This window comes from Vicinamibacterales bacterium (assembly GCA_036496585.1).
In the GTDB taxonomy this organism is placed as follows: Bacteria; Acidobacteriota; Vicinamibacteria; order Vicinamibacterales; family 2-12-FULL-66-21; genus JAICSD01.
Genome location: DASXLB010000033.1, coordinates 99,398 through 112,301, shown reverse-complemented (window position 1 = coordinate 112,301; position 12,904 = coordinate 99,398). Strand labels below are relative to the sequence as shown.

Sequence of the window (12,904 nt, the reverse complement as noted above, 5' to 3'; positions counted from 1 at the left end):
CGGCCGTGTCGCGGTTGTCCAAGACGCGCAGCCTGCGCTACGCTGCCCGCATGCCGATGACGACGATCATGATCGCGCTCGCAGTGTCAGGCGTCCTGCAGGCGCCGCCGCCGTCCCTCGACGGTCTCGCGTGGATGACCGGGTGCTGGGAACTCACGCGTAGCGGCCGCCACGTGATCGAGCAGTGGACGCCAGCCGAAGGCGGCACGATGCTCGGCATGTCGCGTTCCGTCGCGAACGGCAAGACGACCGAGTATGAGTTCCTGCTTATCCGGCCTGGCGCCCACGGCCTCGACTACGTCGCCAAGCCGTCCGGCCAGGCTGAGGCGACGTTCACGGCGGAGCGTGTCGGCCCAACCGAGGTCGTCTTCGAGAATCCCGCGCACGATTTTCCGACGAAGATCTTCTACAAACGCAACGGGGACGCGCTGACGGCCGCGGTCGAAGGGCCGATGAACGGCCAGACGCGCCGGATCGAGTATCCGTATACGAAGGCCGCCTGCGCCGCCAGCCGCTGACACACGGCTGCGTCAGGTCCCTGCCGGACCCGCCCGGGAGCCGGTAGGGCGTCGCGCATGCCGTTCGTCACATTCTCGTGGCACCGCGGCCGTCGTTTGACATAATCCGGCATTATGTCACCCCGTCCACTGCCGGCCGTCACGCACCTGCAGTTCCTCGTCCTGGCCGTGCTGCGCGGCGGGCCGAGGACCGGGCACCCTGTCCGCCGCGCGCTGGCCCGGCACGGCATCCGCCGTTCGGGCCCGGCGTTCTACCAGATGATGGCCAGGCTCGAGGACGCGGGTTTCGTCGCCGGCGAATACGACCAGAAGGTCGTCGGCGGCCAGATCATCAAGGAGCGCCGCTATACGCTCACCGCCGCCGGGGAAACGGCGTGGACATCGACCCGCGCGTTCTACGACGAGACGATCGGCGCCTACGGCACGGCAAGGCCGCGGACGGCGCATGCGTGACTCTGCCTGGATCGGCTGGCTCGTACCGCAAGCGCTGCGGGCGCGCGTGTTCGAGCCCGCCGTCCAGGATGCGCGCCGCGAGCGCCGCCTGCGCCGACGTCGCGCGCGTGGACTGGTGTCGCGCGTGGCGGTCGACGTCCTGTTCGTCTGGCGGACGCTGTCGGCCGCGCTCGAGTGCCGGCGGCTGGCCGCGCCCGCCCGCGCGCCGTTCGAACGATCGGCAGGGAGGTTGCCCATGAGCGGACAGGATCTGCGCTTCGCGGTGCGCATGCTTTACAAGGCGCCGGGCTTCACGTTCGCCGCCGTCTGCGCCATCGCGCTCGGCATCGGCGCCAACACCGCCATCTTCACCGTCGTCAAGCAGGTGCTGCTGCAGCCGCTGCCATATCCGCAGCCCGACCGCCTCGTCGCGGTCGACGAGTACGCGCGCGGCCGCGCCAGCTCGGTGTCGCCGCCCAACTTTGCCGACTGGCGGGCCGGGAATGCGACGCTTGCCGGCATCACCGCCTACAACGAGCAGGTGGTGACGCTTTCGGGTACGGGCGCCGAGCCATCCCGGGTCGGTGCGGCACTCGTTGACGACGCGTTCGCCGGTGTCATCGGGGTGCTGCCGGCCCTCGGCCGGCCGTTCGGCGCGGTTGACGTGCAGCCAGGCGGACGCAAGGTCGTGATCCTCAGCGACGGGCTGTGGCAGCAGGCCTTTGGAGGCGATCGCCGCGTGGTGTCGCGCCAGATTCAGCTCGAAGGGGAGCCGTACGAGGTGATCGGCGTCATGCCGCGCGGCTTCGACTTTCCCGACGGCAGCGACGCGTGGCTGCCGCTGCGTCTCGACGCGCACGATCTCGGCGACAACCAGCGCGGCGCGCACTATCTGAACTCGGTCGCCCGCCTCAAGCCAGGGGTGACAGCCGCCCAGGCGTCCGGCGACCTCGACGCGATCGAGCAGCGGATTGCGGCACGCTTCCCGTCGCGGGTCGGCGGCTACACCGTCAGCGCGGTGCCGCTCTTGTCCTCGATGGTCGGCGAAGTGCGGCGGCCGCTGCTCGTACTCACCGGGGCCGTTCTGTTCGTGCTGCTCATCGCCTGCGTCAACGTCGCCAACCTGCTGCTTGCGCGCGCCACCACCAGGACGGGGGAGATCGCGGTGCGGGCGGCGCTCGGCGCCGGCCGCGCGCGTCTGGTCCGGCAATTGATCGCCGAGAGCGTCGTCCTGGCGCTCGCCGGCGGCACCGCCGGCATCCTGCTCGCCTCGTGGGGGGTGCACGCCCTGACCGCGGTGGCGCCCGCCGATCTGCCGCGGGCCGAGGCCGTTGGCATCGACGGCAGCATCCTGGCGTTCAGCGTCGCCCTGTCGGTTGCCGCCGGACTGGTGTTCGGGATGGTGCCGGCGTTGCTCGTGTCGCGCCCCAATCTGGCCGTGTTCCTGCGCGATGCGGGGCGGGATGCCGGCGCCTCGGGAGGACGGCGGCGCCTGCGGGGCGTGCTGGTCGCGGCCCAGGTTGCCCTGGCGCTCGTGCTGCTGGTGTCGGCGGGCCTGGCGCTGCGCAGCTTCCAGCGTCTGACCCACGTCGATCCAGGCTTTCGCACCACCAACGTCGTGACGTTCGAGATCAGCCTGCCGGACGCGGCGTATCCGTCGCCGGAGTCGCAGACCGGTTTCTTCCGCGACTTCACGTCGCGTCTTGGCGCCATCCCCGGCGTGGCCGCGGCCGGCGCGGTCAGCATGGCCCCGGTCACGCGTGAGGGTTTCGGCGGCAGCTTCAGCATTCTGGGCCGGCCGTCGGGCCAGGAGGAAGGCAACGCGCAGATCCGTTCGACGACGCCGGGATACTTTGCTGCGCTGTCGATTCCGATCGTCACCGGACGCGGCCTGACGGATCAGGACAGCGCCCAGGCGGCGCCGGTGGCCCTGGTGAGCCAGTCGGCGGCGCGCCGGTTCTGGCCCGGCGAGAACCCCGTCGGCAAGCCGTTGCGTCTGCACGTGAACGAGCCTCGCAAGCTCGTACGGGAGATCGTAGGCGTCGTCGGTGACGTGCGCACCCGCGGAATGGAGATCGAGCCGGTGCCGGTCGTCTACGTACCGCATGCGCAGTATGGGCCTGAGAGCATGACCGTGATGGTGCGGGGCGGGGGCGATCCGCGTGCGCTGCTGCCGCAGATCAATGTGGCGCTGCGCGACCTGGCGCCGGCGGTGGCGATGGGGCGCACCCGCCCGCTGGACGCGCTCGTCTCGGCGAACGTGGCGCCGCCGCGATTCCGCACGCTGCTGCTGACCGTCTTCGCAGCGGTTGCGCTGATGCTGGCGGCCGTCGGTCTCTACGGCGTCGTCGCCTTCTCGGTGAATCAGCGGCGGCCGGAGCTCGGGATGCGGATGGCGCTTGGCGCCGATCGGGGCGCCGTGCTGCGTCTGGTGCTGCGCGAGGGCATGACGCCGGTGGCGATCGGGATCGTGGTCGGTCTCGGCGCGGCGGCGGCTGTCGGCCGCGTGATGACGACACTGCTGTTTGGCGTCGATCCCTTCGATCCGGTGACGTTCATCGCGGTGGCCGCGATGCTCGTGGCGGTGGGCTTCGCTGCGTGTTATGTGCCGGCGCGGCGCGCGACGCGCATGGATCCGGCAGCCAGTCTGCGCTGATGGCGTCGCGCGCAGTCAGCAAGGGATGGACCAAAGCGGCGCGGAGACGACGCCACGGAGTCACGTGGGAGGGGTCCCGGCTGGCTGGTGCGATCGGAAACGGCTGGCTGACGAGTGACGCGGCCGGTGACGGACGGCGTGATTGACGCGGTGAGGGACGGATGCGCAATCCTGGTTCCCGGCGGTCCAAGAAGAGGATTTGCCCGCAACGGGCGGGCCACCCGAATCGCGCCGGCCCCGTCTAAGCAACACGGAGGAGTGATGGGACGACTGCGACAGGACATCCGCTTCGCCGTGCGGACCGCCATCCGCACGCGATCGGTGGCAATGCTCGCGATTCTGGCGTTCGCGCTGGGGATCGGTGTGACGACTGCGGTCTTCAGCATTTTCAGCGGCGTGCTGCTGGCGCCACTGGCGTACCCCGAGCCGGACCAGCTCGTCCTCGTCTACGACACGCAGCCGGCCTGCAAGACCTGTCCCGCGTCGTACCCGAAGTACGTCGATTGGAAGACGCGCAACCAGGTCTTCTCCGCGATCGGCGGATCGACGCAGGCGTCATTCGTGATGACCGGATCCGGCGCGCCCGAGCAGGTGACAGGAGTCTCGGCGACGGCGTCGCTTGCCGACGTCTTCCGCGTCCCGCCGCAGATGGGCCGTTGGTATAGCGAGGCCGAAGATCAGTTCGGCGGTCCGAAAGTCGTCGTGCTCGGCTACCGCTTCTGGCAGCGCCGGCTCAATGGCGATCCGTCGATCGTCGGCCGAAACCTGACGTTCGACGGCGAGGCCTACCAGGTGATCGGGGTGATGCCGGCGACGTTCAATCATCGCAACGCCGACGTTTTCGTGCCGCTGCAGCGCAAGCTGGATCTGTCGACGCGCGGCAAACACTTCCTGACGACCTATGCCAGGCTGAAGCCGGGCGTCCCGCTCGACCGCGCAACCCGCGAGATGCGGCAGCTGGGCGAAGGACTGGCCCGTGAGTTCGGCACCAATCACGGGATCGACGTCCGATCGCTGCGCGAAGCGACCGTCGGCCTCATCCGCGGCCCGCTGCAGGTCCTGATGGGCGCGGTCGTCTGCGTGCTGCTCATCGCCTGCGCCAATGTCGCCAATCTGCTGCTGGCCTCCGGGATGTCGCGGCGGCGCGAGATCGCCGTCCGCCTGGCGCTCGGCGCCGGGCAGCGGCAGATCGCGCGACAGCTGACATCGGAAGCGCTGGTCCTGGCCGCGGCCGGCGGCGGCCTCGGCCTGCTGCTGGCGCTGTGGATCGTCCGGGTGTTCGTCGCTCTGGGGACCAACGCGCTGCCGCGCGCCGCCACGATCCAGATCGACGGTCGCGTCCTCGCCTTCACCGCCGCCGTCACCATCCTCGTCGGCATCGTCTGCGGCTTGTCGCCGCTCCTGCGGCTGCGGCTGCACACGCTCACGACGGCGTTGCGTGAAGGGGATACGCGTACCGGCAGCGGCGGCAGCACGACGTTCGGCAACGGCTTGGTCGTCGCCGAGATCGCCATCGCCTTCGCGCTGCTGGTCGGCGCGGGGCTGATGGTCAAGAATCTGATCCTGCTCGAGCAGCGTGACGCCGGCTTCTCGACCGACCACGTCATCGCCTTCGACGTCTCGCCGTCCGGACCCCGCTACCGGGACGATGCGGCGCGCCGGGAGTTCTACCGCACGCTCGACGCGCGGCTCGCGCAGCTCGGCGGCGTGTTTGCCGTCGGCCTGACGAGCCACCTGCCGATGTACCGCTTCGGCAGCAACGGCGAAATGGCCCGGGAAGGCGGCAACCCTTGGGGCCCGAACGACAACCCGCTCGTCGAATACTGCTTCGTCTACGGCGACTACCTGAAGGCGCTCGCCATTCCGGTGCTGCGCGGACGCGCTCTTGACGGCCGTGACGGCGCCGATACGCGCACGGTGCTGGTCAACCAGGCGATGGCCGACAAGTTCTGGCCCAACGAGGATCCGATCGGCCGCCGCTTCGGCCAGGGGGACGACCCGAAGACCTACTACACGGTCGTCGGTGTCATCGGGACGACGCGATCGTTCGGCTTGGCGGCGAAGTCGCCGTTCGAGTTCTACCAGACGACCGACCAGGTGGCGGTCGGTGGCGTGACGGTGGTGCTGCGCTCGACCGGCGTCGACCCGTCGGCGCTCGTGCCGAGCGCCCGCAGCATCGTTTCGACGCTCGACCCGGCGCTGCCGGTCACCACGGTGCAGACGATGGAGGAAGTGGTGAGCAAGTCGGTCGGGCAGCCGCGGCTCTATTCCGCGTTGTCGGGGCTGTTCGGGGCGCTGGCCGGCCTGTTGGCGATGGTCGGCGTCTACGGCGTCACCGCCTACAACGTCCGCCGCCAGCGGCGCGAATACGGCATCCGGCTCGCGCTCGGCGCCGATCCCGGCTCGGTCCAGCGCCTGATCGTGCGGCGCGGCGCCATCGTCGCCGCGACCGGCATCGCGATTGGCTGCGTCGCCGGCCTGCTGTTGACGCGGCTGATGGCGACCATGCTCAACGACGTGAAGCCGACCGATCCGGCCGTCTTCGCCGGCAACGCGGTGCTCGTGCTCGCCGTGTCGATGGCGGCCTGCTACCTGCCGGCGCGATGGGCCGGCCGGGTAGATCCCGCGCTCGTCCTGCGGAACGACTGACTGCGACCTCGCGGTCGACATGGCATGGACGCGGTATCACAAACGTCGGCGGCCGATCTGCGCGTGCGGGCCGGCCGGCGCCCTATCGTCGTCCTGCCGTTCGAAGCCGATCCCGCGTCCGGTGAGCTCGTCAATCGCATGCACGAGATCGGCGGGTTGCGTGACGCGCGTCAGCCGGTGATCTTGAAGGCTACGCGCTGCGAGACAGGGCCGGTCGGGCCCTCCACGTTGAATTGCAGGAAATACTCTCCAGGCGCGAGCGGCGCCAGCGGCAAATCGAACTGCGTCACTCCGCCGACGCCTGGAACGACGTCGAGATCCTTCATCGTCTGGCCGACGCGGTTGAGCAGCCGCGCCGAGACCGGCAGCGGCGTTCCGGCCGAGTAGGCGGGCACCCGAATCAGCAGGCGTTCGGTCCGCCGGAACTCGCGCGCCGGAATCGGGGGGGCCTTTTCGTCGACCGCGACGTCGCGGAATTCCCGCGCCGATCCCGTCGCCAGCATGATAGGCGGCAGCAGCAGCGGAGTCGCGTCTCTCTGCGAGGGGATATCGAGGTCGCGGGCGTCGGTGTCGAGTTTCTGTCCGGTGACGCCGAATACCGTCATGTCGAGCTGCACGCGCCCCGGCGCGGCCGTGAACTCGGCGAGTGCGCCTGGCCCAGCGCTGCCGGCCCGTACCGGCGACAGGGTTCCCTCGTAGAGCACCTTGCCATCGGGCGTGGTCGCCTTGAGCGTCACGCGCGCCGCCGCATGGCTCAGGGGCGCGGGCTCCCAGGTCACCGCGACGCGGGCCGTGGCGCCGTTCATCCCGGTCACGCCTGACCACAGGCTGAGCAGCGAACTGTGCCGCAGGGTGCGTGGCGGCGGCCGGGGCCGGTCGTCCATCAGCGCCGCCATCGCCTTGCGCACGTCTTCCGACGGCGGCGACACGTAGCCCGCGCGGGTCCGGGCGTCGGCCTGACGCCTGGTCAACGTGATCTGGACCGGGTGATAGCGTCCGTCGTTGCCGTGCGACGAGGTATAGACGACGGTGTATCCGGCGTCGAGCTCGTCGACCGCGTGCGCGACGTCGCCGGCGAGATCGGTGCCACGCGATATCGTGCCGCCGGTTTGCGAGACGAGGCCCGCCAGGAGCGGCGATCCGCCGCCGGCAGCGGCGGGGGCCGGGACGCGCGGATCGAACGCGTAGATCGGCACGTCGTAACGATTGGCGAAACGCTCGACGATGCTCGCGTCGGGGAGGCCGCGGATCGTCGAGCGATGGGCCGCCAGCTCGAACCCTTCGCTGACGAAGAGGACGGCCGAACGTCCCTGCACCGACCCGAGCTGCGCCGTCAGCGCCCGCAGCGCCGAGAGTACGACCTGCGCGCGGCCGGCTTCGACCAGCGTCGGCGCCGTGCCCAGTGTCTCGGCCTCGAGCGGCGTGCGGGGCTCGTAGACGCCCTTGCGCCCCTCGAACTGCGCGATCGCGCGCCGCAGCTCGTCGCGATCCGAGGTGAGCCGGATCGAGGTCAGCGGATCCATCGGCCGCAGCACGAAGGCGAGATCACCCTCGCGCAGCCGGGCGTCGACGAACGCCGTGATCGCGTCGCGCACGCGAGCCGTGTCGGCAGGATCGACGTGGAACTCGTCGAGCAGGATCGCCAGACGCCGCTTGTCCGGCCGCCGGGCCTCGACCGCGTCGATTTTCTGAACGATGCCGTCTTCCTTGAGCTCGAAGTCTCTGCTGGTGAGGCCCTGGACGGGCCGGCCCTGACGGTCGGTGACCAGCGTGCCGATCCGCACGCTGCCGGTGTCGGCGGCGGCAAGGGCAACGGCGAGAGCGGCCGCCGGCAGGATCACGTCTCCATCTTGCCAGAAAGCGCAAGGCAGAAGTGTGGCGGGAAGACAGGGGCGGAGGGCGGGTCCGAAGGCCGTTTCGTCAGGCGCCGCGAGCCTGACGAACCGTCGTTCGTCCCCCGTCGTTCGTCCCCCGTCCTGCTACATCGTCGACAGCTTCCACCCGCCGCGGTATTCGCGACGGAGGAACTGGTTGGCGTAGTCGGAGTTGGTGACGCGCATGTTCTGGGCGTCGTAGTAGATCTTCGTGCGCGCCCGCAGCGAGACGACACCGAGCAGCATCACCTCGACCAGCCGCGCCGCGTAGGAGAACGGCGACGAGGTCTGGCCGTTGCCCTTGGCCGCCTCGACCCAATTCATCTCGTGCGACGCCTGGATGCGCGGCAGCGTCTCCTTCGGCTTGCCGTACGAGTCGTGGAGCGCATGCGGCAGCAGTTGCGGCTTGTAGCCGTAGGTCTCGTGCATCAGCTTGCCCTTGCTGCCGATGAACATGACGCCGCCGTCGGGATTGACGTTCTCCTTGTACACCTTGTGGCCGTTCTTCTCGACCATCTCGTCGCTGAACTCGGCGGGCCGCGGCGGCAGCAGGCCGCCGTCGTACCACGTGAGCTTCACCGCCGGCTTGTTGCCGCGCGCCGCGAACTCGTAATACGCGGTCGTCGCGTTGGGATAGCAGACGTCGTTGAACGGCGTCGAGATCGTTTCGACGCTGGTCGGCATGTCGAGGTCGAGCGACCAGAAGGGAAAGTCGATGAGATGGGCGCCCATGTCGCCGAGCGCCCCCTGGCCCCAGTCGACCCAGCCGCGCCAGTTGAACGGGTGATAGACGGGGTGATAGTCGACGAACGGCGCGACCCCGAGGAAGAGATCCCATTTCAGCGTCTCGGGCACCGGGTAATTGCCCGCCATCGCCGCGGCGAGGCGTTTCTCGACGCCGGGGCCGTTCCACGCCAGCGGCTGCCCGTCCTTGGTCTGCATCGCCGCGGCGTCGGGACGCGGCAGCCCCTGCGGCCAGTAGCCGAGCGGCCGGTTGGTCCAGACGTGCACTTCGCGGACGTCGCCGATCGCCCCCTGCTGGATGTACTCGACGGTCGAGCGGCTCTCGCTGTGGGAGTGCCCCTGGTTGCCCATCTGCGTCGCGAGCTTTGGATTCGCCTTCGCCTTCGCGGCGAGATGGCGGGCCTCCTCGACCGACCAGCACAGCGGCTTCTGCACGTAGACGTGCTTGCCGAGGTCCATCGCGGCCGACGCGATCGGCGCGTGCATGTGATCGGGCGTGGCGACGATCACCGCGTCGATGTCCTTCTGTTGCGAGAGCATCTCGCGGTAGTCGGTGTAGTGCTTCGTTTTCGGCAGCTGATCGACGAGGTGCTGATAGCCGGCGGCCGTCTGCCCCTGGCGCGCCGGATCGAGGTTCGGCGACTGGCCGGCGCGCGCCGGCGCGGGATTCCGGCGCTGCTCGAGCTCGCGCGAGAATCGCTCGATCGATTTCCCGGCGTAGTCCCAGTCGACGTCGCAGATCGCGACGATGTTCTGGGTGCCGACGTTGGCCAGGTTGGTGTGGCCCATGCCGCCGATGCCGACGCTGGCGATGTTGAGAAGATCGGATGGCGGTGTGTAGCCGCGTCCGAGCACGTGCCGAGGCACGATGGCGATCGACGCGCCGGTGAGCGCGGCAGTTTCGATGAACTGCCGCCGCGAAACGCCCTTCGACTGGTCGTCCATGAGTCCCCCTTCAAAAACGGGTGTCATGATATACCTTCCGGACATGACCCAGATGATCGCGCTGCTGCTCTCCCTGTTCGTCCTGCAGGCGCCAGCGCCGAAAGCGGGACCGTGGAGATCGCTCTTCGACGGGAAGAGCATGGATGCCTGGCGCATCTTCAAGACCGACAAGGCGCCGAAGATGTGCGAGACGCCGGGCGCCAAGGACTGCTGGGAGATCGTGGACGGCGTGCTGCAGAAGGACAGCCACGCCAACGACGTCGCCTCCAGAGAGCAGTTCGGCGACTTCGAGCTCGAGCTCGAGTGGAACATCGGCGACGCCAGCAACAGCGGCATCTTCTACCGCGGCACCGACGACTTCGACCAGATTTATTGGAGCGCGCCCGAGTATCAGCTGCTCGACAACGTCAACGCCGCGGACAACAAGAAGGACAACCACCTCGCCGGATCGGTCTACGACCTGTTCGCCCCGCCGAAGGGGGCCGCGCATCCGGCCGGCCAGTGGAACCAGACGCGCATCGTCGCCAAGGGGACGCACGTCGAGCACTGGCTCAACGGCAACGAGGTCGCCTCGTACGACGTCGGCAGCCCCGAGTGGGAAGCGGCGATCCAGGCGAGCAAGTTCAGCCCTGAGAAGTATCCCAAGTTCGGCCGCGCCGCGAAGGGGTATCTCGGCATCCAGGGGGATCATCCCGGAACGCTGAAGCTGCGGAATATTCGGATCCGCGAGCTGATGTAGCGCAGGCCTTCATGCCTGCCTGGCGTTTGCAACTGAAGTAGCGCAGGCCTTCCGACCTGCCTGGCGTTTGCAAGTGAAGTAGCGCAGGCCTTCCGACCTGCCTGGCGTTTGCAACTGAAGTAGCGCAGGCCTTCAGCCTGCCTGGCGTTTGCAACTGAAGTAGCGCAGGTCTTCAGACCTGCCTGGCGTTTTGCAACTGAAGTAGCGCAGGCCTTCAGCCTGCCTGGCGTTTGCAGCGGCAGTCACGCACGTACATCACGCAGAGGGCGCAGAGCCTTGGTCGTCCACATCAACGTCGCAGGCGTTATCGCCGCGTTCGTCGCACCACGCGCGGCAAGGCAGTGAACGATGCGCATCGTCCTCGTTCGTCACCGCAGACCGGGGGGTGTCAGCACGGCACTGATCCCCGGACGCGCAATTGGCGACTGGGTACGCCGTTACGACGCGGTCGGTGTCGCTCAGGACGTCGCGCCGCCACCGACAGCCCGCGAGTTGGCGTCAGCGGCGGCCTGTATCGTCGCTAGCGATCTGCGCAGGGCTCGCGAGTCGGCCGAGTGGCTCGCGCCTACGCGCAGCATCATCCTTGATGCCGGTTTGCGCGAGGCTCCGCTCCCGGAATCGCTCGGCATCGCATTAAGGCTGTCCCCCGGTGCGTGGATTGTGATCGCCCGTCTGGCGTGGTTCCTCAATTGGGGCGGGGCCAGCGAGACCGCGACCGCGACGCGTGTGAGGGCTGTGCGAATAGCCGACCGTCTGGCGGCTCTTGCTGCCGAGCACGAGTCTGTCATGGCGGTGGGCCATGGGATCTTCAATCGATTTCTCGCTCGAGAGCTCCGGCGACGAGGATGGCGAGGACCGAGGAGGTTCCCGCCCGGCTACTGGGGCGTCGCGGAATTCGAGCATGACATCGCCGCGGCCAGGCAGGGCTGAAGCCCTGCGCTACATGTGCGCGGCAGGGCTGAAGTCCTGCGCTACGCGTGCGCGGCGACCTGCGCGCTTCGCTTCGCCGGCGGGCGGAACGCCGCCGCCAGCAGCACCGCCGCGAGGATCGCCATGCCGAGCGGCACGAGGAACAGGCTGCGGAAGTCGACGCCTGCCGCCGTCTTGAACGTCTCGCCCATCAGCTTCGGACCGATGACGTTGGCCACGAGCGGGCCGAGGCCGAGAATCATCAGGTTGAACAACCCCTGCGCGCTGGCGCGTACGTCCTTCGGGAAGAACTCGTCGACGAAGATGTAGACGGTCGCGAAGAAGAACGCATAGGCGACGCCGTGGATCACGTTGATCAGGATGATCGCGGCCTTGTACTGCGGAAAGAATGCGAACACAGCGAAACGCGCCGCATGCCCCATGATCCCCAGGATCATCGTCGTTCGCCAGCCGAATCGTTTCAGCGTGATCCCGAGAATCGCCATCGTCGAAATCTCGGCGACCTGGCCGATGCTCATCACCGGCATGATCCAGTTCCCCGGAATGCCGACGCCGCCGGCGGCCACGGCCGTGCCGAGGAACGAGCCCGTCCAGTTGAAGAAGAGGTTGTGCACCGTGGAGTCGATAAACGTGACGACGAACAGCACGAGTATGAACGGCGCGGCCAGCAGCTTCAGCGCCTCGAGCCATGCGAACTTGTCGGAGCCGGCCGTCACCTTCTTCGGCGGCGTGTGCGGGAGCGTCAGGCTGAAGGCGGCGAGGATCAGCGACGCGATGCCGGCGACGATGAACACCCACTTCGTGCCGGCCGCCAGCGCCGCGCCGGTCAGCCCCGAGCCGAGCACGGTGCCGAGCCAGTCGACGAAGCCGGTCGTCGCGGTCGCGTGCACCTTGTCCCAGTCGACGAGGATGAACGTCATCGGCCACGCCGCCAGCACCCAGCCGATCGTGCCGCCCATGCGAACGATGCCGAATTCCTTCTGCGCATCCTTCATGTTGGCGAAGGAGATCGAGTTGGTGATCGAGATCGTCGGCACGTAGAGCAGGCAGTGAATCAGCATGAAGCCGAAGAATGGCCAGAAGCTCTGCGTGAAGAAGAGCGCGATCATCGCGACGCCGCCGATGAGATGACTCGCCGCCAGGAACCGCTCCGCGGCGAAGTTGCGATCGGCGAACTGATTGCTGAAGAACATGCCGATGATCGCGGCGACCGGGAAGGTGCTGAGGATCCAGGTCTGCTCGGCCGGTGAGAAGCCGACGCTCGGAAGGTAGCCGAAGATCAACGGGTACCAGGCTCCCCAGATGAAGAATTCCAATACCATCATCAGAATCAGCTTGAGGCGGATCGTCGGATTCATCGGTGGGCGCATGGTACCACGATGGGCGATGGGCGACAGGCGAGGGGTCGTGGTGGCTC

At 68.4% G+C, this 12,904-nt stretch carries 9 protein-coding genes; 6 read left to right on the top strand and 3 right to left on the bottom strand.

The window, feature by feature from the left end; translation table 11 throughout:
- Positions 1 to 5: 5 nt before the first annotated feature.
- The 4 genes from VGI12_11235 to VGI12_11220 all read left to right on the top strand — a co-directional run bounded on the left by VGI12_11235 (position 6) and on the right by VGI12_11220 (position 6,255).
- Positions 6 to 518, top strand: coding sequence for a DUF6265 family protein (locus tag VGI12_11235; protein HEY2433236.1), 513 nt, complete (start codon positions 6 to 8; stop codon positions 516 to 518).
- A 114-nt stretch (positions 519 to 632) separates the two neighbouring features.
- Positions 633 to 971: a helix-turn-helix transcriptional regulator gene (locus VGI12_11230; GenBank protein HEY2433235.1), complete on the top strand. Its 339-nt coding sequence runs from the start codon at positions 633 to 635 to the stop codon at positions 969 to 971.
- Complete coding sequence (locus VGI12_11225) at positions 964 to 3,606, top strand: ABC transporter permease (protein ID HEY2433234.1); 2,643 nt, start codon at positions 964 to 966, stop codon at positions 3,604 to 3,606. Before VGI12_11230 ends, VGI12_11225 begins: the two co-directional genes overlap by 8 nt.
- Positions 3,607 to 3,867: 261 nt before the next feature.
- Positions 3,868 to 6,255: an ABC transporter permease gene (locus tag VGI12_11220; protein ID HEY2433233.1), complete on the top strand. Its 2,388-nt coding sequence runs from the start codon at positions 3,868 to 3,870 to the stop codon at positions 6,253 to 6,255.
- Positions 6,256 to 6,425: 170 nt separating this feature from the next.
- Here VGI12_11220 and VGI12_11215 read toward each other — a convergent pair whose 3' ends face one another.
- Both VGI12_11215 and VGI12_11210 read right to left on the bottom strand, forming a co-directional pair.
- Positions 6,426 to 8,096, bottom strand: a complete 1,671-nt coding sequence (locus VGI12_11215; protein HEY2433232.1) for a VWA domain-containing protein — start codon at positions 8,094 to 8,096, stop codon at positions 6,426 to 6,428.
- Positions 8,097 to 8,234: 138 nt separating this feature from the next.
- Positions 8,235 to 9,845 (bottom strand): Gfo/Idh/MocA family oxidoreductase, encoded by a 1,611-nt coding sequence (locus VGI12_11210; protein ID HEY2433231.1) that lies wholly within the window; start codon positions 9,843 to 9,845, stop codon positions 8,235 to 8,237.
- Between the two features lie 16 nt (positions 9,846 to 9,861).
- Here VGI12_11210 and VGI12_11205 point away from each other — a divergent pair, with 16 nt between their 5' ends.
- Positions 9,862 to 10,557 carry a DUF1080 domain-containing protein gene (locus VGI12_11205; protein HEY2433230.1) on the top strand — a complete coding sequence of 232 codons (696 nt, stop codon included), beginning with the start codon at positions 9,862 to 9,864 and terminating at the stop codon, positions 10,555 to 10,557.
- Positions 10,558 to 10,905: 348 nt separating this feature from the next.
- A complete protein-coding gene (locus VGI12_11200; protein HEY2433229.1) occupies positions 10,906 to 11,487 on the top strand; it encodes a histidine phosphatase family protein in 582 nt (193 codons plus the stop codon).
- A gap of 41 nt (positions 11,488 to 11,528) precedes the next feature.
- Here the strand turns inward: VGI12_11200 and VGI12_11195 are convergent, their stop codons facing one another.
- Positions 11,529 to 12,845, bottom strand: coding sequence for an MFS transporter (locus VGI12_11195; protein ID HEY2433228.1), 1,317 nt, complete (start codon positions 12,843 to 12,845; stop codon positions 11,529 to 11,531).
- Between the last annotated feature and the right edge of the window lie 59 nt (positions 12,846 to 12,904).

What these genes read in the sequence shown, in the direction of transcription:
- VGI12_11205 (HEY2433230.1), top strand. Translation starts at nt 9,862, where the DNA reads ATGACCCAGATGATCGCGCTGCTGCTCTCCCTGTTCGTCCTGCAGGCG.
- VGI12_11220 (HEY2433233.1), top strand. Translation starts at nt 3,868, where the DNA reads ATGGGACGACTGCGACAGGACATCCGCTTCGCCGTGCGGACCGCCATC.
- VGI12_11195 (HEY2433228.1), bottom strand. Translation starts at nt 12,845, where the DNA reads ATGAATCCGACGATCCGCCTCAAGCTGATTCTGATGATGGTATTGGAA.
- VGI12_11225 (HEY2433234.1), top strand. Translation starts at nt 964, where the DNA reads ATGCGTGACTCTGCCTGGATCGGCTGGCTCGTACCGCAAGCGCTGCGG.
- VGI12_11200 (HEY2433229.1), top strand. Translation starts at nt 10,906, where the DNA reads ATGCGCATCGTCCTCGTTCGTCACCGCAGACCGGGGGGTGTCAGCACG.
- VGI12_11210 (HEY2433231.1), bottom strand. Translation starts at nt 9,845, where the DNA reads ATGACACCCGTTTTTGAAGGGGGACTCATGGACGACCAGTCGAAGGGC.
- VGI12_11230 (HEY2433235.1), top strand. Translation starts at nt 633, where the DNA reads ATGTCACCCCGTCCACTGCCGGCCGTCACGCACCTGCAGTTCCTCGTC.